Below are 22,372 nucleotides of genomic sequence, written 5' to 3' on the forward strand. Positions count from 1 at the left end.
GGCGTTGGTGACCAGAAGCGTCCCTTTCTATGGCAGGATAATGCTGGATGCACGCTCTGCAGCTCCTGCAAGGCGCCCTGGCGATGCGCGCCGGCATCCCCAGCGCTAGGCAGGCGATATCTAACCTACCCTCCTCCAATCTCATATGAGGTCAATGCATGAGCGACACGGATGAGGTCTTTGAGATCCTGCGCGACGCGAAACTTCTGGCCAGGCGCTACCACCGTCTAACAGGCAAACCCCTGGGCATTACCGGCGAGGTGGCCGAGTACGAAGCAGCTCGAATCCTAGGTCTGGAGCTCGAGTTGGCGCGGCAGGCGGGATTCGATGCCACCGAGACCAAAGATGGCTCCACTGTCCGGATCCAGATCAAGGGCCGGTATCTCCCAGACCAACGCAAGCGCACCGGGCGGTTAGGGTCCATCGACCTAAAGCAGCCCTTTGATACCGTCCTACTGGTGCTGCTCGATGTCGACTACAACGCCTTCGCGATGTACGAGGCTACCAGGGAAGCTGTGGAAATTCTGCTCACCCGACCAGGGTCTATCGCCAGGAATGTCCGCGGTGCGGTAGGGATCCGGCAGTTTCAGGCGATCAGTGTCCAGCGGTGGGTGCGTCCTGGTGAACTGAGCAGCCCCGAGCCTGACTTAAGCAAGAGTTTGGCCGGGCTTTGAGTTCATGGAACAGCGGACTTTTCGGACGGTGTAGCTAGGCTCTCCCGGCCCCCAGGCATCTAGTCCGCAAAGGACGCCAAGGTCGCCATACAAAGCCTCATTCGGAAACCGGTGCTGGCCGCGCAGCAGCAGACGGGTCCCGGTGAATTATCCATCTAGCTACGAGTTGAGCACCCTTGCGGATTTGGCGAACCTGGCCACCGGCGATGTCAGGCGAACGGACATTATTCCCGGGGGAATGTTTGCTCGGCTGACGCTTCTGGCACGAGCGACCGGCAAGCAGTATGTGCTCATCAACTCAAACGAGGAGCCCAACTCATGCACCGCACCAATCACCCAGCGCCAACCCTCGTCTCCGAGTGTGTGCAACCGGTCGTGGTGGTCAGCGCCACCCACCCAATCTTAGGCGCTCTTTTCTGGTCCTTCTCCGATGGCTCAGATCATAACGCACCGAACTGCTACACCATCACCAACCGGCTGGAGGATGCTCTGACACTGCGCAAAGGTTGGCGTGAAGGGATCATGGCCTGGCACTACCGGGACCATATGGCCAAGGTCATGGGCGACGAGGATCAATTTGATCAATCCTACGATCTCGACACCAGCGAGGACGGAACCTGGGCTCAAGCAACCACACTTGGCGGAATGCTCAAGATTCTTCAGGAGTGCAGCGGGCAGGACGTAGAAGTATTCGCCGATTGGCTGGCAGGTGCGGTCTGGCTTGATGTCGCTATCCCCACGCGCCCGCTCGACTTCCCGGATACCTACGTTGTACCTCAAATGAAACCTGAAGCGCTCTGGCAGCGCACACAGGCCTGACTTCCTGCCCGGCGGGAACACATCCTGCCCTCCCCTAATTGCACAGGCCTGGAATTAAACCGATGGACAGCGCAGAGACATTGCAACAGCAGGCCGTCAGGGACGCTTACGCACAAGGCGGCCTGGCCAATCCCCGCTATGAGATTGCGTTCGCTGCACTCTCTGAAATCCGGCTCAAGACCATGGCTGATCAATACCGGCGCGCTCGCGGGCTGCCCCCCAACGCCAAAACGCCCTACCACCCAAAATGATTGGAGAACATTCAGTGCCGAAATTCCTCACTGGTGAGTGGGCCCACCGCTTCATCGACGACCGTAGCGATCGGATGACGCAGATCGTTCTCGACGTAGACCAGCAACAACTCGTTGCGGCGACCGTACAGCGCGACCGCGCTGCGGACGTGTACACCGCCGCAACCCGCGAAGAGTTCGCCGATCTGGAGGACTCACTGATTAACGCCAACGCCGAGCTATTCGATGGTCCGGCGACGTTTGGGCTAATAGCCGTCGATGATCTTCCGACCTGGGCGGTGCACCTGGTGCAGTGATGGGGCAATTGAATTCCGACCATAGGTTCTCACTTGCCTCGCTTCTACACCGGAGGTCTAATCCACTGACCTGACCGATGAGGCCCAGCCATGCAACCCAATGAACTGAACGAGGCAGATCGCCTGAAATGGAATCGCAGCTACTTTGAGGAGGGCTGCGCCTGTATCAACGTGACCAAAGTCTTGCAGCCCTGCCGGACAAGCATGCCAGATGCCGAAGCAGTCGAATTCTACGAGAGGAACTGCTCTTGCACTCGAAACTACATCCCGCGTTAGAACTAACCGCCCCGCATATGCTTTAGCGTCAAACCTGGGTAATGGCCGCCAGTTCAGCGGCCACACATCGGGCTTGTAGATTCGTTTGAAGATGGCTTCTGGCACGCACTAGGAGGGTGAGAATGGTCACATCGAAACGAATCGCCAGTGACAGGAATCCCACTATGACCATCTTCACTCCAGAATACGCCGCCACCAAAAAGAAGCTCGCCGATGCGTTTGCGGCGGCGGGTTGGACGGTCGCCTCCCAGCGCGATCAGGAAATCAGCTGCTTGGTCGCGGTGAAAGACTACGAGACGGCGGTGGGCACCAAGACCGCCACTGCATCTCTGGAACCGCACTTTGGAAAGTTTCAGGTTGTAGGCAATTACCAAAGCGAGGGCCGCAATATTTTGAATACCACTTGGCTCGACCTGACCAGCGAAATGAGCACCGAAGAGGTGAACGCTCGGTTGGCTAAGCACGCGGCCATGGTTGACGCAGAGGTCGATGGCAGCTATGCCCGCCGCCTGCATATCCGATTCCCTGCCGAGGCTTGAGCGGTCTACGCACTGCGGGAGTCGCCACCCGGGGCGTCACGCGGGTTGGCTTCCAGTACAGCAAAGGCAGAACCTGCTCGCCGGCAGTAAAACTGGTGCCTAAAGGTGCGCAGATCCTGCCCCTAACCGCCAACCGCCTAGTTCCAACACGCCAAGGAATGCTATATGGCAAAGTTGTACACGACGGAAAAAGTATTGTGGTTCGCCAGTCAGCCGAAAAAGCTGCATGTCTCTCCAAAGGAGGCGGCGTGTTTTAGCGACTTGGCTGGCATCGTCGAGGAATTGGTCGAAGCCGGGCATTTGGAAAAAGCTGTAAGCGATGGAACCGGGGAATACTATGTGTGTACCCACGCAGGCCTGATTGAGCTTTATGAGCTCAAGATCCAGTATCGGCGCCGAACGCAGAAATCGACCACAGAGGAAGAACAGATACTGGCGAAGCTGCGCGCGGACCTGGTACCAAACTGACACGCCCCGACCGCTACCTCTGCCCGCCAAGCATGACGGGTTATGTAGCTTGCCGGGAATGTATAGCTCTACCTTCGACGCCCAGCCCCGAGCCAGGGGTGGCCGGTAATACTGATCTTTTAGGAGCACCCATGTTTTCAAGCAAAGTCGGCAGAGTGACTGCCGTCATTTTCGATCTTATCGCCTTGCTGCTGAGCCTGGCCTGCCTGATGGCACTCCTCACGTTCAGCCTTAACGGTCTTGAGATAGCATCCATCTTTTCCCGGTGGTTTGGTACCGACGTCTGGACCTCACTGGGGGTGTTCATCGGTACTGGTCTGTTGAGTTGCGCAGCGAGCAAAATTGCCAACAACTTCCGCATACAAGCCTACATGGTCGCCGCCCAGGAACGTATGGCAGAGTGATTGGCTGCGTCGGCCGGGCCTAGCACCCTCCGCAGTCGACGCACTCAATTAAGACGCGCCTCGCGTCGAAGATACTCCCTAGACGCCCACAGCCAACGCTCTCGCGGCCCAGGGCCTTACAGCTCCTGGCTAAGACGAAGCGGATCGTGCATTCAGGGTCTGCGTTCTTCAAACGAGAGGACATAGCGCGGCTCAGCGACTTGGGTGTAAATCGGGTGCCCTTACGATTGATGATTGCCGGCATCACCCGAAGATCAACTGCAGAACCTTGAACAGAAAATGAAAAAGCCCGCGTCTAGACGCGGGCTTTGATATTCAGGGAGGCTGCAGAGGCTTTCTGGCTACCCCGTCCGAGATTACCCAAAGGTAACAAGGCAGGACCTAGAGGCCGGCCTCACCGGGCGGCCTGCAGAAGATTTAACCCCCGATTTCATTGATCGTCAATTCCCGGACCTCCCTCCGCTCACCCGGTACGCGCCCGACGTACCCTCTATCGGTAGTCAACAGCCGCTTCCTGGCTTGCCTATCACAGCATTGCGACATATCACGTCGTCTGCGGTCTATTCTTCTTACGGAACATCCCAAAAGAGGCAGACCATGTGCTCCCATTACGAGGCACCAACACACGAACGCCTGCTCGCGGGATTCGGTGTGACACCCGACCGCCCCTACAATGAGGATCTGTGGCCCACCTACTCCGGGCCCTTCATTCGCTTGCGTGATGTAGAGTCCGCAGAGGAAGGCGAACCTGAGTTTGAGGCCCTGGTCGGTCAATTCGGCCTTCTACCCTTCTGGGCAAAGGATCGGAACCTGGGTCGCCGCACATTTAACGCGCGTTCGGAGACCGTTCACAGCAAACCCTCATTCAGGGATGCCTGGAAGAAAGCGCGCCATTGCATAATTCCAGCTGCCGCGTTATTCGAGCCCGACTGGCGGAGCGGAAAGGCAGTACCAACCCGCATAACTCGCACCGACAACGGCGTCATGGCCGTCGCCGGGCTCTACGATGAGTGGCGATCGCCCGAGGGTGAGCTGGTCTCCAGTTTCACAATGCTCACCGTGGCGGCGGGTGGACACCCATTATTCGAAAACCTACATAAAGTTGACGACGAAAAGCGGTCTGTTGTCATTCTGCCTAACGGTTTGATTAAGGACTGGCTTCACGCAACACCCGAACAGAGCATGGAGTTTTGCAGGCTCTATCCTGCCGACAAACTCAAAGCCGAACCTCGGCCTTCATAGACGAATCGCAGATGCTGGAGACTGCGCATCCCATGCATCCCAAACCTGGGCTTTCAGCAACGGGCTGTTCGAAGAGTTGAAGGAACAAGTCGGGATGGAGAGCGACAACACGGCTGAGGTATGGCTGTTTAACGCTTGAACAGCCAGGGAGTCGCCTGTAAGCAAGGGCACAAGCCTAAGGTTCGGGGAGATTATTGATTACTAGCGCAAGCCTCGGCGGCTTGCGCTCTTCCATTTCCAGGTAGGGGATTTGGCAGGAATAGGAGAGCGGCGCCGTTGGGTCACCCTGCCGTTGACTCAGCCCACCACTGCGGCGATTTTTCTGCGGATCGGCAGCATTGCTGAGCAAACGAGCAGCATGGATGAAACTGCACTCAAAGCCTCATTATCGCTTCCCAGCGATGCGAAAACGGCAAGCAACGTCAGAGCGAACAGACCAGGCTGGAACTGCTTCGACAACAGCAGTAGCTCCCATGGCGTGTCGCCGTGAATTTTAAAGCGCCAGGGCGTGAAGACAGCGATCAGCAAAAGCACAGTGGAGACGAGGCCCATTACAAGACTGTCTGCCAGAGAGCTCGTCAGGGTTGTGGCCATCGTCGCCAGCACCAACCAGAAACATGCCGTCCTGGAGCTCACAGTTTGGGCCCACAGGCTGTTAGGGGAACTACTCGGTATTGTCGGCATGGGTGGGGCGTCCTACAGGTTGGTAACGGTGGTTTGGGTGAGCAGCAGCAGATACTACTTCACGGCCCTTTGCAGCGCGACCTGCAGGTAAACCCACAAGGGACGGTGACGCCAACTGTCGCCACCCTTCGCAGTTGCAAAGGTTCCTGCTTAATGGGCCTGCGCCCGGAAAGGAGCAATCAAGTTTTCCACAAGTTCAGGCGACCAGTTCCGCTACCGGCGCGGAGCACCACTTGCATGCCAGCTGTCCATCGACATTGTGGAAGCGCTGCTCATGGTCGCGAAATGTAACACTGTGAAGGGGATCAATAGCGCAGCGCCCAATACGACCGTAGCTGTCCCAGAAACCATCGACCTCAATCAGGGCCGGCGCATCCCCCGCGAAGCAAGCTCTGATGACGCGAGGGCCCATGCACAACACCTGCATGAGGAGAGCCCCAGAAAAATCCGTGTCGCCCTCATAATCGCTGTAGGGTTGACCAATGAAGAGTGCACCCGCCCCATATACCCGAGCAAGCTTGGTTCCGTCCCTGAGTTGGTAGACGATATCGCCAGAACGGCCGTGGGACTTCAGCCATCTGTGCAGGTTTGCTGAAAACGCGGTTGAGTTCTTCGGGTGTATGCCCGCCAGCAACTCGGCGATTTCAACTCGTTGAGCGTCCGCATTTCCGGTGAGTCTGCCCGCTTGAGCCATGCTCGTAGTCCTTGCTTCTGGGAAGCTAAATGACGTCTTTTTCAGTGATGGTGTTCGCAGCAGGCTGCCTCTGGTAAGCGTGGGTTATCCGTTTGCCTACCGAGGGCCAAGGCATGACTAAGACGATTTTTTGACACTGTCAGCGAACTGATCCGCCGCCGTATCAATGCAGCGAATCTAGCCAAACCTGTACGACGGTTTCGACATCAACATCCGGCTCCAAAAGCGCAGCAGCAAGGCTATCATCATCAAGGCGTTCCAAACGCTCGAACCAGCGGACGTTATCCCACGCATCGCCTTCTTCGACATGACGCAGGGCAATAACCTCTGCGGCGGTATCGGCCAGTTCCAACAGATTGCCGTAGCCAATAGCCGCGACGGACATATCCAAACGCTCCTCGTTAGCTTCCACAAAACGAATCAAGGCATGAAACAAAACACCTACGTCTTCCGAGTCTTTGATTCGGTCGTTGTTATTAATCATGATGGCTTCTGCCCGCTACTATTGGCTTCGATAGCGCAATACTAGTTCCGTTTAATGGAACCGTCAAAGGTTTTTTTGTCCTTTTCCACTGTGGTTTAGAGAATTAAAACTGACGCAACGGAATAGAACCTGTGGCGCTGGCTGCCAAGCCGGAAGTGAGTACTTCAACCGCGAGGGGCTGGGTAACAGCGTTGGACACGCGTTTGCCAAGAACGCATCTCGACCAGCATGGGCCACCATCTGTCTTTGCAGCGTTCTTAATCCACCCGCATGCACTATATTCGATGAGTACTAATGCACTCATGAGGGTTGAGGGATGATTGAAGACGACTTGATCATTACCCAGTCCGCGACGACTTTCCTGGATAACGCCGGAAGAATCAACGTTTTCTGGGGCGGGCTCTCACTGGATGAGTCTCAGAGCCGTGGCCTGCTCCCGCTTCTCGTTCTAGGGTTGCTCAGGCGTACGACTGATTTTGAGCTGTATCAGTACAAACTGCCCGCCAAGGCACGGATAGACAACTTCCTCGCCACGGCTTGGGGAATAGGCGGTCTCGGTGGGGCGCCAAACCTTCTGTGGGTTCAGCCGGGTCTATACGCATCGCAGGGCAAACAATTACGCAGGAGAGTGCGCACTCTGTCGCCGAAAACGAAAATAGTTGCCCTATCGCGCGCGCTTCCATCAGCGTTCGAGGAGAACGCTGCTACTTATTGTTTTGAAGTAACAGAAGGATCTGTTGATGATAGTTTTTCTGGCGAGGAAATTATTGAAGTCATAAATCGGCGCGAGAGAATAACTCAGGAAATGAGAATTAAGAAGGACGCCGCCCAACCGGGGTTCGCCATTAGTGAATCGAACAGGAAGCGTTTATTAGTGGATCTAGAACCCTACGTAGGAGCCGTCTTTACTTCAATAAAAGGACTTACGGATGGGCACAGTTGGTGCGAGATCCAACAAGCAACTAATCTGCTTGCCTACGGTCAGGAATTTACTATATCCGAGGAGGACAGGGAGTACGAGAGAATCATCACAGAGCGTTCAGAGCAGCGAAGGTACGAAGAGCGATACCTCGGCTCACTCTACAACCTACGCGAGGCTTTGAAGTGCCTACCTTTTGGTCGAACAGAGGCCTTTGAAGATCGACTGCCTGAATTTGGCTTGCGGGATTTTCTTGAAGGTGATGACCACATCAGTGGCGACATGGCCCGTGCGATTCACCAGTCAATGAAGAAAGGAAATGTATTGTTCCCGACTACTATAGAGCAGTTCGTAGCCGCGCTTAACATCGTAACAGACGATGGCAGCGATCTAGTTGCTTTCTCGGAATTGACCTCGCGGGAGGTGACTTCTAAACAATATCGTTTCCTCATAACGGCGCAGGACAACAGCGTCACCACTCTCTACTGTTTACAACGAGCCACCATTCGCGTTTCAAATGAATGGCTAGAAAAGATCAGTGCATATATTGGCGTCTGCGAGATACAGAAAGAAGCGATGATCGCGTTAATGGAGTTGGTCGAACTCCCGATGTCGGCTTCACTCTCCGGACTGATCCCTAAACTTGTTGACTGTATTCTTGTAGAAGACCCTGAATGGCCAAATTACCCATAAGTGGGCAATTATTCGCTGCGCGGTTTGGTGAATAATGCTGCCCCTTGCACTTCAAATGTCCGCTGTATCGAAGCTTTTCGGAACACGACGCTTTACCGCGACAGTTTTAATTCTCGAATATCAGAGACTTCTAGCGGAGCCATGATTACCGGGGGCCGTCCGACTGAACAGAGCCCACTTACTCACGTCACAAGGCCTACTCAGCACACATCTCTTCGACCACGGCGCGGTAAAGCAGACGCTGTTCTGTGCTCATTTTGGCGGAGCCACAGTCTGCGTAACCGGAATGAATCCACATATGGTGGATCAGATCCTTTAGCCCGGCTGTCTCAGCGCGATAGGCCTCGTCTGTCGCCAACGTATGCGCAGCGCGCGCCACAGTGCGCATGCTTGCACGCAGTTCGTCGTTCAGACACGTCTGCGTATCAGCAGCGGCCTTAACGGCGCCGGCGGCTTTGAGCAAAGTCACATCTCACCTCCAATTCTCGGGATTGAAACCCTTTCATTTCTCAGAAAAACTCGGACCTTCTTGAGCAAGCGGACCGTGTAGCGCCAATTACTTTACTCGGATCGCGTGAACCTGCTGGATGACAGCGATGCCGAGTTCGCTGAACTCAACATCGAAATTATCGACTCCACTCGACAGCCCCTCAGGCAAGGCAGCGATAAGGCCCTTGTCCCGGCACACCTTCGCCAGGCGGAATTCCTGCCGCTCGCACGAAACCGATGAGGTCGTGCTCAAGTCATCGTCAAAAAGGCTGAGGAATCCGCGCTGGCTCGCTGTCAGTTTTCTTTCAATGGAGCGTGCCTGTTGGGTGAGCAGCCAGCGAGATGTTTGATCTGCGGCAACTTCGCTCTTCGCCCAGGCTGCGAAAGCCACCCGGGTGCTATTGGATTCATTGCCCGGGGCCACCCCGCCGCTGCTCGTGATAGATCTGTAACGCAGGCAGTCACAGTCCGCGACGGCGTCATAGAGTTTGTACTGAGCCCCCTCCGCGATCACCTGGCGCAAGCCGTTCTTGCCATCGGTGTAAAAGCGCCCCACACCAATATCTGCCTTCTTCATACCGCCTCACTTCTAAAATTGTCGGGCATGACCGCCATATGGTCACGTTGTTCAGCACAGTCCCACCCCCCAGCTTGCCTAGGGATCTGACGCCTAGTATCTGGTTTAGGGGCTGTTTCAGTGCCACCGGATTTTCATTGGGAGGTTCGCGTGCCACCAGCATCAGTTTAATGACCTTACCGCCCGCCTAACTTGAACCCTGTCGATATACTGGCTGGTACCGGAGAGCCAGACGGTTCCCTAATCCACCAGCAGTCCAAGGACGGCGCATGATCCGCATCAGACAAAATCTCACCAAGACGTGGCAATCCCAATTTGAGGGTGCGACGACTCAGATCACCGTGTTATCGCCCTACATCACCCCAAACGACACGCTCCCTTTGCTGAAAGACAAAGACGCGAGGATCTATACCCTATTCCAGGTCCGGGACTTCGTATCAGGTGCGTCTGATATCAAATTCCTCACCTCGCTGGTGAAGGCTAAGCACCAGGTCTACGAGCTGAAAACGCTGCATGCGAAGGTGGTAATGGATGAAGACAGCTTCGTAACTCTGGGCAGCCAGAATCTAACCGACCGCGGGGCCGGGGGAAATCTGGAATTGAACGTTTGCTTCGACGGCACTAGCCGCGAGATCACCTGCGACATGGTGCGGAGCAAGGTTGAATCTTGGATCGCTAAAGGTAAGCCAAGACTCATCACCGGTGAACGCATCAAACAGATGGAAAAGCGTATCGAGGCCGTACGGGAGGCCTATGAAGAGTTCAATGGCCAAGCCCAGAAAGAGCAAGACGCAGCTGACGCTGAAGATGCATTGCTTGGCGAGCCTGAGGTCGAAGCTGGACAGACTGAGCGGCAGCGAGCGGACGAATCGAACTGGATAGAAATCCGGAAGAAGGTCAGGAAAGCCAGCGCGTCTACCGCAGTTCACCAAGGCGTGATTTCTTGCTACGACGATAGAACCCCCTTCCTGCGATTCACCGCCCAGGACCTCCTGCACTGGCCCCGCAAGGACGGTTCGATCGAGCAGCTCTATCCGAGGAAGAGATACTTATGCATCCTGAATGAGCGGGAGTTTGGCTGGGCAAGACTCGCCAAAACTCAGATAACCAGGATTGCCCAGCACATAACCCTTGGCAGAATCATTCCAGGCCTTCCTAAGGTTGAGGTCGAACTTTGGGCTCAGGGAGAGTTGGGAGAGAAGGCACCGCCCGGAACGAATCTAGTAGCGATTCTGTTGATCGACGATGAACTCGTTTGCACAGTTCCAATGAGATATTTGTTAGCAAATCCGGAGGTCAAAGCAGCAATTCCTCCCAGCCGCAGCGCTGTGGATGAAGTTCGCGCCCCACCCAAAGAAACAAAGGCAGTTCTGAAATGGCTTAGGGAGAATCCGAGAAAATTTAAGCTAGCGATCTCCAAACACATCGCTAGTAACAACGACGCCCCTGGGCACCGTAAAACCTACGGAGGGGATGCTCAAGACTTTGTAGGTCCGCACCTCACGACGGTCAACATGGGCGTAGCATTCAAGGGGAAGAACCCGATTTTGATCCTGACTACTCAACCCTGATACGCAGTAGAGCTGGCCCGTCGGCCAGCTCTCAATACCCCCTCCTATGCCGAAGCGGCTTCTGGGCGAAACACACATTCAACTTCTCCGTACTGGGCGATCACGTTCCCTTCCGGGTTGAAATACATGATCTTCCACGTCGGATGTAATTACGGGCCTTGGCCCGGTACTTATGCGATTGATTTGCGAATCTAACGTCTAGGTTGGCGCCGGCGTTCACCCTAACAATGGTGCCCATCTCCCCGTCGACCTCCACGTTCATCCCCACCTGTGCGAACTCAATCCCGCGGAGCCGGATCATGTCGTCGACGAATTGGTCCTTCTTCGTTTTCTTGCGGGTTGAAGCCATTTCCGTTCCTCAGCGCGGGTCTAGGTCTTTGTTCGCAGACCTGGTTCTGAGCGTGGGTCGAATTCCAGGCTAGGTGGGGCGAGCCGCCTGCCATCCTTATTGTTTGTTTTTAGCGGTCGTCCGCCTTAGGCACCGCCCGAAGAATGGGGGTTCTGGCACGGGGATCCTGCGTTGATCCTATACCGACGCAATCAATGGTTTGCTCGCCCCGAAGCGGACCCTGAAAACCGAAGGAAAAAATATGCCAGTAACCCTAGAGCACCATCAGCCACCTCTCTCCTACTCGAGCTATGACAAAGCGGAGGAAGCCTGCTTTCAGGCCCTAGTAGTGGACTGGTACAAGGCAGCGGAAATTATGCGCATCAAGCCTCCAGGCACCGTTGCAAAGCTCGACAGCGACACGTCTCTTGTCATGGGCGAACTCAACGGTGAGTTGTACCTATTCGAGTCGCCTGACCTTGACCCGCTTTCCACGGACTGCAATCTCTTCCGTCCCGAAGACTGGGATGGGATAGGCGAGCATGAGTTCGATCAGTTCGGTACATGGCTCAGGAACTGGCTGGCTAGCCCGGAGTTCTCCCCCATGATGGCCCCTGATAAGGTCGCGGCGAACATAGACCATAATTTCAGACCCGAGCAACCAAGCGTTGCGGACTGGATTTGGGACGGGAAATAAAACCCGCGCAAGCGTTACACCGTAGACAGTTGCGGACCTCCGAACGCTGTCTACGGCAGAACAAGCGGCCGCACTTGCTCGACTGCTGCGACATAGCAGATGGGTCTGTTGAACGAAGCGGCATGTTGGGTTGCGGCCCGAAGGCGATTCATTTTGCCAACCGTCCCTGGGCAAACGCCATTGCCTTCTGGGTCATTTGCTCCGCGTGCCGCTCGAGCTGCTTCTGGGCATTCTGAATCTCCTTCAGCCCCCACCGCTGGAGTAGCTGCGATTGGATTTGCTGCACTTGCGGAGAACGGTAGATGGCTTCGACGTCGCAAATTCCCATCATGCCTGGCGTACTCTCACACCGAGTATTCATCACTATTTGGCAGTGATGACTGTCCAGCACTTGAAAGCCCATCTTCTCGTAGTACGGCACTTTCGCGACGGAGCAGGTCAGCTCCACGTGGGGATACCGCGCGATCGCCCTCTCCATCATTTCCCGCCCAATACCACGGCGTCGGTGCGACTTCTTCACCGCCATGTAGTTAATGCCACAGGCTTCTGGGTGGGATTTAACGGGCAGGTACAGCAAAAATCCAACTACCTCAGCAGGATTGTCCTCGGCGAACGCCACGATCAACTCAACGGGGGCATCAGGTTGCCGGCCAATACGCTGGATGTACAAATCAACCTCGCACGGCAAGGCCCATTCATAAACTCGATACAGCGGATTGCTAGCGGGCACCGCAAGCATGCTCAAGTCGGTGAGGTAACTCACAACCAATTGCAGGACCTGACCAGTGATATCGCCGGATGGGGACGAATCGTGAAAGAGGACGATTGGCATTGGCTTCCTTAGCTTGGAAATGACGGGCAACAACCAGAAATTGATTGCAACCAGTATAACAACCAACCCAGAACCAGCTAGTCAGCCTTCGAAGCTGTCATTTTGGTTGGCCGAATTCTCGTTTGATCGTTATCTTAGGCGCGAGGTCAGGGTTGACCTTGTCGAAAACCAAACTCCATTGAGGATTTCAAGTGAGCTTTATCATCTTTATCTTGTGCGCTGTGGCAGCCTACCAGGCGTATAAGCGTCGGTCCCCCCTCGGCTTTGCGGGGACTGGCGCGCTTCTGGTGCTTGCGTGGAACTATGAGCCGTATGGAAGTCTGGTTGAAAATCTCCTAAACGCGGTGCTTGGCTACACACTGACGCTTGCAGTCGCCGCCGCTGTGATGGGTGGCGGTTCGTATCTGTATTTCAAAAGTAAGGGTCAACTCAGGCCGAAATCAGGTCTGTTTGGTCGTGACGATATGTCGGATATGTATCTCCTGGTTGGCCGCGTTCTGGACACACAAACCTCCAGCGCCGTCTTCTCCGACACCCGCCTAACCCGGAATGCTTTCGGGCAACTTGATACCCAGACCTCCCACGAAGTGGTAGTGACTCACAACACCTGGGTCCACGATCTGACCAACGATGTTGATGTCAACTATTCAGGCAGCGGCACCTTGAAAGCACGGCCGGGACACATTGTTGGGACAATGAGCTATAAGGGCCGAAGTTTCCTCGATATCAACTTCTCGACCAACAACACTTATCTGGTCACGCCATTGACAAAAAGTATTATCTTGTCCGCTGTGATCGCGATCGGATTGATCCTACTCGGGTGGGTTGTTTTCCCAGTGTTCGCTCTTGTGTCCCCGCTCGTTTGGTCGGGGCACTTAAAAATGGCGGGCAATGCCGGCATCTGGACCAAAGCCGTAGTTCCAGGTAGCCACCGCGTTGAAGCACTGATGACGTACGGCGGCGGTATTATCTACCTCCTCCTAATGCCTATTGCTTTCAGCGTACTGTGGAAAATGAATGCAACACCCCCGGCTTACGTGACAACCATCGGCGTTCTATTTGCCGTCCTAGTCGGTTTGCACCAGTACGTGGTGCGGAAAGTAGAGCCGCTGCACCTGGCCCTCCTCGACAAGGGGAAAGCCGAGCTGAACCGGCTGTACAAAGAGGCCGAGGTCAAACATGCAGCGCGAGCTGCGGCAGCCCAAGCGCCGATCGCGACTCCAGTCATGTAACCGTCTTTTAGACCATTCGCCTTCCGGTAAATCGAGCCTGTTACAGGCTCCATCAGACGGCAGCGATGATCTAGAAAATGCCATTGCTCCAACAACAGACGCCACCCTATCTGAGACTCAAGATGAATCAGCGAACTCTAACTGCACTTATCCTGGCAGCCGGCCTTGCCACCCTCGCCGGTTGCTCCTCGCCTTCGGTGATCACCCTGAACGACGGACGCGAGATCCAGGCGGTCGACTCTCCGCAGTACGACGAAAAATCAGGGTTCTATGAGTTCGAGCAATTGGACGGCAAAGAAACACGGATCAACAAAGATCAGGTCCTGACCGTCAAAGCGCTATAACGCGCCAGTACAGCCTGGGGGGCGCACAGACGACCTCTGCGCTTCTGATGAAAGCCCGCCTTGTGCGGGCTTTCTCGTTACAGGCCCGCATGTCTATGGGGCCCTCGCCGTAGCTCTTAAGATCGTTAGTTCCTGCGAGATTCCACGATTCAACCTGCGCTCATTAGCCTGAAACGGGCAAGGACGCTCTCCTCGTGGGGCGCTCCTCCATGCCGTACCGCCCCGACACGAATTGAATACCGGACATTGGGACTGATGTCCCGGCTCTAGAAGGCGGAAAAAGGAAGCACCGACAAGCCGCCCCTCGAGGGCTGCTGGCACGCGCAAGGTCGAGGGATGATTTGCCCGTGGAATATTCCTCCACTGACCAGCAATCATCTAGGAAGACCCCGTGGAAATCATTTGCTTACCCGTGATCAGCACTGCCCACGTTACACAGGAAGTCGCCGAACGTCTGACTAACGAAGGGAACAACAACCCATGGTGCCCGGGCGCATCGTGGGAGCACGGTTTCTTCTTGCACCTGGACGAGCTGGAGGCGCGCTCGTCTGAAACCGTCACCATTCCTCAGTGCCTGATCGACATCCGCAATTGGCTGCGTGCACAGAATCTGCGCAGCACGAACGGTGTGCGGAGCATGCGTACCGACTGGGTGCGTCTGGATCAGGACGCCGACGTCGCTGAAGGCCTACCATCCTACGACTGGTAGGGCAGCGCTAAACTTAGGGCGTCCCAACGCGCCCTACTTCCGCTGACCGAACATGGGCTATTCGAGGATCGGGATGGTCGAATCAACGTGCTCCCCGGCACCCGCCCTGCGATCTCGATCCTCTGCCCAATGCGCAGCGCCCTGAATTTCTAACGGCGACTTTGGGTGGGTGAACCAGACCGGTGCCGTTAGGATACTCAGAACAAAACTGGCCAGCGCGGGTAACCTGATTGGCCAGCGTAAAAACTCAACTTTCGGGAATCAAAGGGAACCGCAATGACTGCCAGATACATGCCCCTACGGGACAGTTGCGAAGAGATGCGGGCCGAACGTCGGCCGGCACAAGAAGCCATCCGCGCCGCGGTCGTCCTAGCCGACGCCAAGGAAGCATTCGAGTGACGGTCCAGGAGCGCGCTACGGGCGAAAACAGTTCCAGCCGGGCGTTCCCATGGGAATCGAACGGGCTCACGTTCAGAACGCGCGGGGAGCTTGAGCAGCTTGTGGAGCGGTTCGTCACGTCAGGGTCACCCCGGCACCTGGCCGCGGCAAGAACGCTGGTGAACGAAGCCGTCGCCAACTACAAGCTGACCACAGACCAATACAACGACCTCAAACAGCGTCTTCATTTTTGATTGCTGATCCGCGAAACCAGAGCCATTACCGACGAGGATCAGAGCACAGTCCGAGAAACAACTCCCGTGCCGGCCGGCATTCGCTGATCAGACGATTTGGAGTGATACAGCATCTACGACAGGGCGCTGGCCGGACATCACCCGGAGTTCATTGGTTAGAAGGCAATGACGTTAGGACCGGCCTCGCGCTTTACTTCGAAATGCTTGCTTTCACTTCTGCGACGGCGGCGATGGCCTGATTGCGAGCAATACGCAGCGCCTCTGATGGAAAATCGCCAATGCCTGTAGAGTCCACGGTTCCTTCGTGCTCCAGCAGTGACTCCAGCGCCAGCGTGAGTAGATCGCGCTGGGCCGTAATGCGGTGCAACTCGACTTTTATATTGTCGAGCTGGTTCTTTTCAGTTGCGTTCTGGCTCATAGGGTCACCTCACCGGTCAGGGGCGATCGCTGCGTTTGTTGATGGAGGCGATGTTCGCTTTGAAATACTCGAGACAAGCGTCAAATCCTTGGTCTAGCAAACTAGCGTAGCCAGGCCGATGGTCGCCATTGAGGATGTAGAAGGCCTGCATTTGGCCAAAGACCAAAGCGGTTGTTACATCCCCATACAGGGACGGGGCAGTGTCATGGTCGTTAAAGCTGATGTGGAACCCTTCGGCGCGCAGCACAGAGTTGTACTGCATCAGTGGAACTGTTACCCCGGACGAGAGTGTCATTAGTGTGCAAGTTGGCATGATGTCTACCTTCAATCAATTCAGTGGTGGGGTCATCGCCCCCGTAGATGTCTGGAATCTGATTAAAATTTTCAACCCACCTGGCGCGTGCCACCACCAGGAGTTCCAGTATTTTTTGTCAGGCGCTACCGGAGCCATCCGGATGAGGTAATGCAAAAGCCCCCGATTGGTGTCGGGGGCTCGCGTGTTTCTATAGCCGGTTACTTCAGGTCATGTTGATCCACGTAGCGCCCAGGCCCCAACTCGTGCTCTTTGCCGTTCCCGTTGGATTCAATGACGACAAACGTCTGATCAAGTCCATGAGTATCCCCCTCTAGATTTACCCCTACCGAAACGTTATGGCGCTCCAGCAGGTCGCGAAACTCGCGACGGAACACATCAACGTTGAATGTCATATTCTTAAGCCTCTTACCCAGTGTTGTTTCGAATGTGACTACATTTTCATGGCGGTCAAAGCGTGCCAGAAGCCGAATTCGATAACTTTCAACCTGGCGCAGACTGGGTTGGCCTCTTTAGCAATTGCCGCCCCCTTTACATCGGTATTCAGCACCCCTTGGCAGGTGCCGAGTCCCGTGCACGGGTTTCAATGCGGGCCCTGTGATGGAGGCATCTGCAGACCCGGTATGGCCCATTGCGCGTGTGAATCACCGAACCCCGGAAATTTGACTAAACAGCTTCCGGCACGGCCCAAGCTCCCTGAATCTTGGTTGCAACCGAACTAAGCCAGGAGCAGGTCTATGAAACAGCAACACAACAAACTCACCGCAGAGCAGATCGTTAACAACCTCGGCGACATTCGCGCGCCTTTCATCGCCGCAGAGATACAGGGGGATGCATTCAAGCCGGCGCGCCACCCTCTCTATCTCGAATATGCAATGGAACTGCTTCGCCAGCTGTTGCCTGTGGCCGCGCTGGAGAAAGCCTATGTCGGTACCACGCTGGATCATACGCATGACATGCAAGACCACTTGGTCTGTAACCGGGCGGTCAATCTGATGTGCTCGATGGTGGACAAGGCCTTGTTTGAGCGTTTCAAGGCCGAGCACCCCAAAATGCCAAAGCAGCTGACAGCCAGAGAGTGGCCCACCTACATGATGCAAATGCGATTCAACGACTGGCACAGCGGTGTCCCGGTCTACCCGAGCGCCGCTAGTGGACTCGATAGCGCGACCCCACTGGACTTCATCTCCGAAGAACAGAGTGCAATGGCCCAAGCATCTCGCCTCGACGTCTCCGTTCTGGACCGTGACCCGTTTGATGTCGCTGTTGAGTTCAGTGGCAATGGCGACTTCACACCGGTCACCAGCACGCTGAGTTATGGCGAGGCAATGTCCCTGGCGTCCGGACTCAATATCTTGCGCGGGACAGGGCTCATCGCGCTCAAGCTCGCCCAGGTCGAAGAGGTCATTCGCTGCGCCGACCAACTTAAAGCGGCGAGACACACGGCACAGAACTGCACAAACACATCCCGTGCTGCCACCAACTAACCATTCGAAACAACGATCAGAAGGGAATGACCATGATTCAGGCACCAAACATCAGCTCCAAAGCCGTCCACTCCAACCTGGCCGCCATCGCGGCGTGCATGGATGAACTGGCTATTCACATGGTTGAGTCTGCAGATACGCTGCGCAACTCGCCGGTTTCTGAAATCTCCGGCAACTCAATCGCCAAGACCGTCAGCGGTATGGAAGAACGTGCCCAGCAGATCCGCACCATCACTGCCGGGTTCCGGCAATCCGGAGACATCGCCATTTTCGATCAAGCCTGCAAGCTCGCCGGCTGGCACCCAAATCGCGAAGCACTGGAGATGCTTCAGGTTGCCCACTAAACGTGGCCGGCTTTAATCGAAGGTATCGCCTGACGAGCGGCACACGCCCATATCCCTCGCGGCTATCCATTACCCCTGATGCCCCTTCCGGGCACCCAGGGGATACCGAGCTTCAATTTGCGGTAGCGCCAGGCCAACCTTTTCGCTATATCTAATCAGAACATGGCCAAAAGGATTGGCTGGGGGCTTAGCTACCCAGCGTATAAATGAGCAAGACCGACATACTCACAAGCATCGAGCTGGCCAAAGGGTTGGACATCGTTTCAGGTCTGGACTGGAGATTTGAATCCCGGAACGCCAGGCGTCGAGCTCGCCTCCACCTTGCGCTAATGCTCGGCACTGCAACCGCGACAGCCGTCAACCTTCATCCAGATTTTCAAAGTTCCTCGATTTGGGCGGCGATCGCCTTCTCCACAGTTCTCCTCGCGCGGTCGCTGTCGACTGTTCGCTCAGCCCTTCGAAAAACCCAAGCGACGAAAGACGCTGCAAACCAGATCCAGTCATTGCTGCTCGATGACGTTCATGGCGACCAGGCATTCGCCTACAAGATCTCTGCCTTTCAACCCAAAATGAAGCTCCGGGTTGCGACTGTATCCAGAGACAACAGACTATGCGTACGCACCTACAGCGTCGCTCCAGGGGAACAGCCCCATTTGACTGTTGAGGAACGCCAGGTTTACGTAAAGGTTTGGCTCAGCAAAACGTTCGCCCAGCGGTGGACAGGCCTTACCACTGATCGCCTAATTTCAGTTCCACGCACTCGAACTCCTCATGTCCGCTTTGAACCGACTGGAACTAGTCCAGCAGAGTAAGAGTGAATGTGCCGCGCCCGCTTCTGGCACTGGAAACGGAGTCCTAAGGTATGAGCACTTCCACAGGAGATGCTCATGTCCATACCATTCCGAGCTGGAGTCTGATGCTGAGGAAGCAGGCACTCAGGTTGAGCATATTGCCATCAACTTGTTGCAGGCGTTGCGTCAGCCCTACTTGGTCAGCGAGCATTATTTCCATAACAGTGCGAGCTTGGGCGTTGTGATGTTCAATGACGCTCATCACACGGTAGATGAGCTTATGCAGCATGCGGATTTATCCATGTACAACTCAAAGGCATTGGGTAAGAACGCTCTGAGTTTCTACGATCCACAGATGCAGGCAGTGGTGAGTTTACGCCTGCATCTAGAAGAGGATATTCGCCGTGGCTTGGCCTCTGGCGAGTTTGTCATTTATCTACAGCCACAGGCTGGTATGCATGGGCAACTAGAAGGTGCTGACGCCCTGGTGCGCTGGCAGCATCCCCAGCGTGGCTTGCTGGGGCCTGGCGTATTCATAGAGGTTGTCGAACGCAGTGATCTTATTGAGCTGATGGATCTTGCAACCCTGCGCCAGGGCTGTGAACTACTTGTCCGCTGGGCAGAGCAACCGCAGAGCGCTGCTTTGAGCCTGTCAGTTAACATCAGCGCCCGACTGCTCTACAGGGATGACTTTATCGATCTGATCAGGCATCTACTGGATGAAACCCAAGCCAATCCGCAGCTTCTCAAGCTCGAAATAACCGAATCCCTATTGCTCACTGACAAGAACAAGGCAGTGATACGCATGCAGTCACTTCGCAAGATGGGTATTCGTTTTTCAATCGACGATTTCGGTACCGGATACTCGTCAATGGCTTACCTACAACAGCTACCACTTGATCAGTTGAAGATCGACCAGTCATTTGTGCGTGACTTACCCCAAAACACAAGCAGTCTAGCCATTGTTCACGCCATCCTAGCCATGGCGCTCAGCCTAGATCTTGAAGTGATTGCCGAGGGAGTAGAGAGCCAGGCTCAGCGTGACGCCCTAAGTGATAGTGGCTGCAAGCACTTTCAAGGGTATTTTTTTGGCAAACCGGTTGCAGCAGAGGCCTTCGAGGCTACGGCCGCTAGATAATAATTAAGCAGAAGTAGCTAAGAAAACGGGCTATATTTAGTCGCAGGAAAATCTCTGCGGATTCATTTTCTATCAGTGATAGCAATCTGACTTCAAATGCCAAGCAATACGTTAAAATGACGCCAAAATTCAGCCTGGCGTGCGTTAAGACGGCGTCATCTGTGGCATTTAAGGGAAGAGGCTTCACCCAAATGGACGCCATTCAGCGTAACCATGTCCAGCAAAAACCACATGAGAATCAAGCGGCGCCTGTCCTGCTTTATGCACATGGGTTTGGCTGCAATCAGGAAATGTGGGGGCACCTAACCCCCGAATTTACTGCAAGCCATCGACAAGTTCTATTCGACTACGTTGGCAGCGGTCAGTCTGATGCTCATGCATTCGATCCGTGCCGCTACAACTCGCTACAAGGTTACGTACAAGATGTAATTGATGTTTGCGAAGCGCTGTCTCTCAAGCGTGAGATCATCTTTGTTGGGCATTCGGTCAGTTGCAGTATCGGAATCCTTGCGTCCATAAAGCGTCCAGAACTCTTTTCCCAAATGATTCTGGTCGGGCCCTCACCCTGCTTTCTCAATGCTCCTCCAGACTATATGGGTGGCTTCGAAAGAGCGGATCCAGAAGGCCTGCTTGAGCTTATGGATCAAAACTATCTTGGCTGGGCTCAGTACTTTGCGCCCGTCGTGGCCGGTACAACGCGGACCCAGCCGCTGGCAACGAAACTTTCAAACAGCTTCTGCTCCACCGATCCAGTCATGGCGCGACTGTTCGCCGAGGTCACGTTCTTTTCGGATATACGTGATCAGCTACAGCACTGCACAACGCCTTGCCTGATCTTACAGCACCAAAATGATGCCTTGGCACCGCTACCCGTGGGTGACTATCTACATCAGCATTTAACCGGCAGCACCTTGGAAATACTTGAAGTCTCCGGACCCTGTGCTCATATGAGCCATCCAGACTTAGTCGCGGACAGCATGCGCAAATACCTATCAGGAAGAAACAGTCGTGTTCTACCTTGAACGATTGCCTTGCCCTGTTTTGGTGACAGATTGCAGTGGCCTCGTACTGCATACCAATCTCGATTTCAGAAATCTCGTGGGGCCAAGCGAGAGCGGCACAATGGATCGGTATTTCCCGCCAGCGAGCTGCATTTTCCTTCAAACACACGCATGGCCGTTGTTATTTAAAAATAGTGAGTTCAGTGAACTCTACATGCAGCTTTTGAGTGCAGACGGTCAGCGCATACCAGTTATGGCTAATGCTCGGGTGAGCGAGGTCAGAGGAAAGCGCGTTGTGATATGGCTATTCTTCGTAGCCAAGGAACGCCAACGTTTTGAGTCCGAACTACTTCAAGCTCGCCAACAGGCTCAGAATACTGCGTCCCAGCTGGCCGAGGTCAACCGTGAGCTTGTGCGTGCTTATGATCAACTCGCCGCATATACGGCTGAGGTAAAAACTGAAGCAGACCACTTAGCTCACTTGAGTCATACCGACCATTTAACAGGGCTCGGCAATCGCCGTGCACTTTTGCTACAAGTTGACCGCTGGATAAAAACGGCAAGCGACCAAGATGTTGGAAGCTTATTGTTGATTGATATCGACTTTTTCAAGCAGGTGAATGATCGATTGGGGCATGCAGAGGGGGATCGCGTGTTAGGCCATGTCTCGTCTCAGCTCCAAAAGAGCGCGCGGGCACAAGACTCGGTTGTCCGTTATGGCGGTGAAGAGTTTGTAGTTTGGCTGCCTTACTCTGATCGTCGGGGGGCAGAGCTTACTGCTCAAAGGCTACATGACCAGATTGCGCAAGCTCAAGTGAGTGACCAGCTGATTACTGTGAGCATCGGCCTAAGCACCCTAACACTTCAGAACCAAGGCACCAACAGATACTTGGAACGCTTGCTCATCGAAGCAGACACTGCCGTGTACGAAGCTAAATCTCGGGGCCGCAACCGCACGGTTTGTTTTGACGATTTATTAGGGCTACACAGTCAACCTGCCTAAGACGAGCCTGGAAAGAGGTTTCG

At 54.9% G+C, this 22,372-nt stretch carries 31 protein-coding genes and 1 pseudogene; 23 read left to right on the forward strand and 9 right to left on the reverse strand.

What is annotated here, in order from left to right:
• Window positions 1-158: 158 nt before the first annotated feature.
• From L9059_RS02020 to L9059_RS02055, 8 genes are all read left to right on the forward strand, one after another.
• The gene (locus tag L9059_RS02020; protein ID WP_247286679.1) at window positions 159-674 is read left to right on the forward strand and encodes a hypothetical protein; all 516 of its coding nucleotides are present in this window, start codon (window positions 159-161) and stop codon (window positions 672-674) included.
• 318 nt (window positions 675-992) lie between these two features.
• Complete coding sequence (locus tag L9059_RS02025) at window positions 993-1,493, forward strand: hypothetical protein (protein WP_247286681.1); 501 nt, start codon at window positions 993-995, stop codon at window positions 1,491-1,493.
• A 62-nt stretch (window positions 1,494-1,555) separates the two neighbouring features.
• Window positions 1,556-1,744 (forward strand): hypothetical protein, encoded by a 189-nt coding sequence (locus L9059_RS02030; RefSeq protein ID WP_247286683.1) that lies wholly within the window; start codon window positions 1,556-1,558, stop codon window positions 1,742-1,744.
• A 14-nt stretch (window positions 1,745-1,758) separates the two neighbouring features.
• The gene (locus L9059_RS02035) at window positions 1,759-2,040 is read left to right on the forward strand and encodes a hypothetical protein (protein ID WP_247286685.1); all 282 of its coding nucleotides are present in this window, start codon (window positions 1,759-1,761) and stop codon (window positions 2,038-2,040) included.
• 440 nt (window positions 2,041-2,480) lie between these two features.
• Window positions 2,481-2,855: a hypothetical protein gene (locus L9059_RS02040; RefSeq protein ID WP_247286687.1), complete on the forward strand. Its 375-nt coding sequence runs from the start codon at window positions 2,481-2,483 to the stop codon at window positions 2,853-2,855.
• A gap of 165 nt (window positions 2,856-3,020) precedes the next feature.
• The gene (locus L9059_RS02045; protein ID WP_247286696.1) at window positions 3,021-3,323 is read left to right on the forward strand and encodes a hypothetical protein; all 303 of its coding nucleotides are present in this window, start codon (window positions 3,021-3,023) and stop codon (window positions 3,321-3,323) included.
• Between the two features lie 131 nt (window positions 3,324-3,454).
• Window positions 3,455-3,727: a hypothetical protein gene (locus tag L9059_RS02050; protein WP_247286697.1), complete on the forward strand. Its 273-nt coding sequence runs from the start codon at window positions 3,455-3,457 to the stop codon at window positions 3,725-3,727.
• A 597-nt stretch (window positions 3,728-4,324) separates the two neighbouring features.
• Window positions 4,325-4,969 carry an SOS response-associated peptidase gene (locus L9059_RS02055; RefSeq protein WP_247286699.1) on the forward strand — a complete coding sequence of 215 codons (645 nt, stop codon included), beginning with the start codon at window positions 4,325-4,327 and terminating at the stop codon, window positions 4,967-4,969.
• A gap of 297 nt (window positions 4,970-5,266) precedes the next feature.
• On the opposite strand, the gene L9059_RS02060 is transcribed toward L9059_RS02055, so the two are convergent.
• The 3 genes from L9059_RS02060 to L9059_RS02070 all read right to left on the reverse strand — a co-directional run bounded on the left by L9059_RS02060 (window position 5,267) and on the right by L9059_RS02070 (window position 6,831).
• Window positions 5,267-5,563, reverse strand: a complete 297-nt coding sequence (locus L9059_RS02060) for a hypothetical protein (RefSeq protein ID WP_247286701.1) — start codon at window positions 5,561-5,563, stop codon at window positions 5,267-5,269.
• A gap of 286 nt (window positions 5,564-5,849) precedes the next feature.
• On the reverse strand, window positions 5,850-6,347 hold the full coding sequence (locus tag L9059_RS02065; protein WP_247286703.1) for a hypothetical protein: 498 nt from the start codon (window positions 6,345-6,347) through the stop codon (window positions 5,850-5,852).
• 163 nt (window positions 6,348-6,510) lie between these two features.
• A complete protein-coding gene (locus L9059_RS02070) occupies window positions 6,511-6,831 on the reverse strand; it encodes a hypothetical protein (protein WP_247286705.1) in 321 nt (106 codons plus the stop codon).
• Between the two features lie 316 nt (window positions 6,832-7,147).
• Here L9059_RS02070 and L9059_RS02075 point away from each other — a divergent pair, with 316 nt between their 5' ends.
• Window positions 7,148-8,443: a hypothetical protein gene (locus L9059_RS02075; protein ID WP_247286707.1), complete on the forward strand. Its 1,296-nt coding sequence runs from the start codon at window positions 7,148-7,150 to the stop codon at window positions 8,441-8,443.
• Window positions 8,444-8,639: 196 nt separating this feature from the next.
• Here the strand turns inward: L9059_RS02075 and L9059_RS02080 are convergent, their stop codons facing one another.
• Window positions 8,640-8,912 carry a hypothetical protein gene (locus L9059_RS02080; protein ID WP_247286709.1) on the reverse strand — a complete coding sequence of 91 codons (273 nt, stop codon included), beginning with the start codon at window positions 8,910-8,912 and terminating at the stop codon, window positions 8,640-8,642.
• An 87-nt stretch (window positions 8,913-8,999) separates the two neighbouring features.
• Entirely contained in the window at window positions 9,000-9,509 is a 510-nt protein-coding gene (locus L9059_RS02085) for a hypothetical protein (RefSeq protein WP_247286710.1), read from the reverse strand.
• 269 nt (window positions 9,510-9,778) lie between these two features.
• Between L9059_RS02085 and L9059_RS02090 the strand changes: the two genes are divergently transcribed.
• Window positions 9,779-11,080, forward strand: coding sequence for a phospholipase D-like domain-containing protein (locus L9059_RS02090; protein ID WP_247286721.1), 1,302 nt, complete (start codon window positions 9,779-9,781; stop codon window positions 11,078-11,080).
• A 590-nt stretch (window positions 11,081-11,670) separates the two neighbouring features.
• Window positions 11,671-12,105, forward strand: a complete 435-nt coding sequence (locus L9059_RS02095; RefSeq protein ID WP_247286723.1) for a hypothetical protein — start codon at window positions 11,671-11,673, stop codon at window positions 12,103-12,105.
• A 148-nt stretch (window positions 12,106-12,253) separates the two neighbouring features.
• On the opposite strand, the gene L9059_RS02100 is transcribed toward L9059_RS02095, so the two are convergent.
• On the reverse strand, window positions 12,254-12,937 hold the full coding sequence (locus tag L9059_RS02100) for a GNAT family N-acetyltransferase (RefSeq protein ID WP_247286726.1): 684 nt from the start codon (window positions 12,935-12,937) through the stop codon (window positions 12,254-12,256).
• A 191-nt stretch (window positions 12,938-13,128) separates the two neighbouring features.
• On the opposite strand from L9059_RS02100, the gene L9059_RS02105 reads away from it, so the two are divergent.
• The 5 genes from L9059_RS02105 (at window position 13,129) to L9059_RS02120 (ending at window position 15,854) form a co-directional block, all read left to right on the forward strand.
• The gene (locus L9059_RS02105) at window positions 13,129-14,169 is read left to right on the forward strand and encodes a hypothetical protein (RefSeq protein ID WP_247286728.1); all 1,041 of its coding nucleotides are present in this window, start codon (window positions 13,129-13,131) and stop codon (window positions 14,167-14,169) included.
• A gap of 122 nt (window positions 14,170-14,291) precedes the next feature.
• A complete protein-coding gene (locus tag L9059_RS02110) occupies window positions 14,292-14,513 on the forward strand; it encodes a YgdI/YgdR family lipoprotein (protein ID WP_247286730.1) in 222 nt (73 codons plus the stop codon).
• A 391-nt stretch (window positions 14,514-14,904) separates the two neighbouring features.
• A complete protein-coding gene (locus L9059_RS02115; RefSeq protein ID WP_247286732.1) occupies window positions 14,905-15,222 on the forward strand; it encodes a DUF5983 family protein in 318 nt (105 codons plus the stop codon).
• A gap of 276 nt (window positions 15,223-15,498) precedes the next feature.
• A complete protein-coding gene (locus L9059_RS30610; RefSeq protein WP_282615289.1) occupies window positions 15,499-15,621 on the forward strand; it encodes a hypothetical protein in 123 nt (40 codons plus the stop codon).
• Entirely contained in the window at window positions 15,618-15,854 is a 237-nt protein-coding gene (locus L9059_RS02120; protein WP_247286741.1) for a hypothetical protein, read from the forward strand. The genes L9059_RS30610 and L9059_RS02120 overlap by 4 nt, the downstream gene beginning before the upstream one ends.
• Window positions 15,855-16,044: 190 nt before the next feature.
• On the opposite strand, the gene L9059_RS02125 is transcribed toward L9059_RS02120, so the two are convergent.
• The 3 genes from L9059_RS02125 to L9059_RS02135 form a co-directional block, all read right to left on the reverse strand.
• Complete coding sequence (locus L9059_RS02125) at window positions 16,045-16,272, reverse strand: hypothetical protein (RefSeq protein ID WP_247286744.1); 228 nt, start codon at window positions 16,270-16,272, stop codon at window positions 16,045-16,047.
• 16 nt (window positions 16,273-16,288) lie between these two features.
• The gene (locus L9059_RS02130; protein ID WP_247286746.1) at window positions 16,289-16,534 is read right to left on the reverse strand and encodes a hypothetical protein; all 246 of its coding nucleotides are present in this window, start codon (window positions 16,532-16,534) and stop codon (window positions 16,289-16,291) included.
• 251 nt (window positions 16,535-16,785) lie between these two features.
• Entirely contained in the window at window positions 16,786-16,980 is a 195-nt protein-coding gene (locus L9059_RS02135) for a hypothetical protein (RefSeq protein ID WP_247286755.1), read from the reverse strand.
• Between the two features lie 342 nt (window positions 16,981-17,322).
• Between L9059_RS02135 and L9059_RS02140 the strand changes: the two genes are divergently transcribed.
• From L9059_RS02140 to L9059_RS02170, 7 genes and pseudogenes are all read left to right on the forward strand, one after another.
• On the forward strand, window positions 17,323-18,072 hold the full coding sequence (locus L9059_RS02140) for a hypothetical protein (RefSeq protein ID WP_247286766.1): 750 nt from the start codon (window positions 17,323-17,325) through the stop codon (window positions 18,070-18,072).
• A 32-nt stretch (window positions 18,073-18,104) separates the two neighbouring features.
• Window positions 18,105-18,416 carry a hypothetical protein gene (locus L9059_RS02145; protein WP_247286768.1) on the forward strand — a complete coding sequence of 104 codons (312 nt, stop codon included), beginning with the start codon at window positions 18,105-18,107 and terminating at the stop codon, window positions 18,414-18,416.
• Between the two features lie 206 nt (window positions 18,417-18,622).
• Complete coding sequence (locus L9059_RS02150; RefSeq protein ID WP_247286841.1) at window positions 18,623-19,228, forward strand: hypothetical protein; 606 nt, start codon at window positions 18,623-18,625, stop codon at window positions 19,226-19,228.
• A pseudogene (locus L9059_RS02155) lies at window positions 19,188-19,478 on the forward strand (hypothetical protein); the annotation flags it as partial. The gene L9059_RS02150 and the pseudogene L9059_RS02155, both read left to right, overlap by 41 nt.
• A 30-nt stretch (window positions 19,479-19,508) precedes the next feature.
• Window positions 19,509-20,345 (forward strand): putative bifunctional diguanylate cyclase/phosphodiesterase, encoded by an 837-nt coding sequence (locus L9059_RS02160; protein WP_247286839.1) that lies wholly within the window; start codon window positions 19,509-19,511, stop codon window positions 20,343-20,345.
• Between the two features lie 191 nt (window positions 20,346-20,536).
• Window positions 20,537-21,367, forward strand: coding sequence for an alpha/beta fold hydrolase (locus tag L9059_RS02165; protein ID WP_247286770.1), 831 nt, complete (start codon window positions 20,537-20,539; stop codon window positions 21,365-21,367).
• On the forward strand, window positions 21,354-22,349 hold the full coding sequence (locus L9059_RS02170) for a GGDEF domain-containing protein (RefSeq protein ID WP_247286771.1): 996 nt from the start codon (window positions 21,354-21,356) through the stop codon (window positions 22,347-22,349). The genes L9059_RS02165 and L9059_RS02170 overlap by 14 nt, the downstream gene beginning before the upstream one ends.
• Window positions 22,350-22,372: the final 23 nt, after the last annotated feature.

This window comes from Pseudomonas violetae (assembly GCF_023072615.1).
GTDB classification, from domain to species: domain Bacteria; phylum Pseudomonadota; class Gammaproteobacteria; order Pseudomonadales; family Pseudomonadaceae; genus Aquipseudomonas; species Aquipseudomonas violetae.

Excerpts from the sequence above, each read along its gene's own strand:
- L9059_RS02060 (WP_247286701.1), bottom strand. The coding sequence starts at position 5,563 with ATGGCCACAACCCTGACGAGCTCTCTGGCAGACAGTCTTGTAATGGGC.
- L9059_RS02020 (WP_247286679.1), top strand. The coding sequence starts at position 159 with ATGAGCGACACGGATGAGGTCTTTGAGATCCTGCGCGACGCGAAACTT.
- L9059_RS02100 (WP_247286726.1), bottom strand. The coding sequence starts at position 12,937 with ATGCCAATCGTCCTCTTTCACGATTCGTCCCCATCCGGCGATATCACT.
- L9059_RS02130 (WP_247286746.1), bottom strand. The coding sequence starts at position 16,534 with ATGCAGTACAACTCTGTGCTGCGCGCCGAAGGGTTCCACATCAGCTTT.
- L9059_RS02075 (WP_247286707.1), top strand. The coding sequence starts at position 7,148 with ATGATTGAAGACGACTTGATCATTACCCAGTCCGCGACGACTTTCCTG.
- L9059_RS02065 (WP_247286703.1), bottom strand. The coding sequence starts at position 6,347 with ATGGCTCAAGCGGGCAGACTCACCGGAAATGCGGACGCTCAACGAGTT.
- L9059_RS02135 (WP_247286755.1), bottom strand. The coding sequence starts at position 16,980 with ATGACATTCAACGTTGATGTGTTCCGTCGCGAGTTTCGCGACCTGCTG.
- L9059_RS02085 (WP_247286710.1), bottom strand. The coding sequence starts at position 9,509 with ATGAAGAAGGCAGATATTGGTGTGGGGCGCTTTTACACCGATGGCAAG.
- L9059_RS02095 (WP_247286723.1), top strand. The coding sequence starts at position 11,671 with ATGCCAGTAACCCTAGAGCACCATCAGCCACCTCTCTCCTACTCGAGC.
- L9059_RS02150 (WP_247286841.1), top strand. The coding sequence starts at position 18,623 with ATGAGCAAGACCGACATACTCACAAGCATCGAGCTGGCCAAAGGGTTG.
- L9059_RS02030 (WP_247286683.1), top strand. The coding sequence starts at position 1,556 with ATGGACAGCGCAGAGACATTGCAACAGCAGGCCGTCAGGGACGCTTAC.
- L9059_RS02145 (WP_247286768.1), top strand. The coding sequence starts at position 18,105 with ATGATTCAGGCACCAAACATCAGCTCCAAAGCCGTCCACTCCAACCTG.
- L9059_RS02165 (WP_247286770.1), top strand. The coding sequence starts at position 20,537 with ATGGACGCCATTCAGCGTAACCATGTCCAGCAAAAACCACATGAGAAT.
- L9059_RS02090 (WP_247286721.1), top strand. The coding sequence starts at position 9,779 with ATGATCCGCATCAGACAAAATCTCACCAAGACGTGGCAATCCCAATTT.
- L9059_RS02125 (WP_247286744.1), bottom strand. The coding sequence starts at position 16,272 with ATGAGCCAGAACGCAACTGAAAAGAACCAGCTCGACAATATAAAAGTC.
- L9059_RS02055 (WP_247286699.1), top strand. The coding sequence starts at position 4,325 with ATGTGCTCCCATTACGAGGCACCAACACACGAACGCCTGCTCGCGGGA.
- L9059_RS02045 (WP_247286696.1), top strand. The coding sequence starts at position 3,021 with ATGGCAAAGTTGTACACGACGGAAAAAGTATTGTGGTTCGCCAGTCAG.
- L9059_RS02025 (WP_247286681.1), top strand. The coding sequence starts at position 993 with ATGCACCGCACCAATCACCCAGCGCCAACCCTCGTCTCCGAGTGTGTG.
- L9059_RS02160 (WP_247286839.1), top strand. The coding sequence starts at position 19,509 with ATGTACAACTCAAAGGCATTGGGTAAGAACGCTCTGAGTTTCTACGAT.
- L9059_RS02110 (WP_247286730.1), top strand. The coding sequence starts at position 14,292 with ATGAATCAGCGAACTCTAACTGCACTTATCCTGGCAGCCGGCCTTGCC.
- L9059_RS30610 (WP_282615289.1), top strand. The coding sequence starts at position 15,499 with ATGACTGCCAGATACATGCCCCTACGGGACAGTTGCGAAGAGATGCGG.
- L9059_RS02140 (WP_247286766.1), top strand. The coding sequence starts at position 17,323 with ATGAAACAGCAACACAACAAACTCACCGCAGAGCAGATCGTTAACAAC.
- L9059_RS02050 (WP_247286697.1), top strand. The coding sequence starts at position 3,455 with ATGTTTTCAAGCAAAGTCGGCAGAGTGACTGCCGTCATTTTCGATCTT.
- L9059_RS02040 (WP_247286687.1), top strand. The coding sequence starts at position 2,481 with ATGACCATCTTCACTCCAGAATACGCCGCCACCAAAAAGAAGCTCGCC.
- L9059_RS02070 (WP_247286705.1), bottom strand. The coding sequence starts at position 6,831 with ATGATTAATAACAACGACCGAATCAAAGACTCGGAAGACGTAGGTGTT.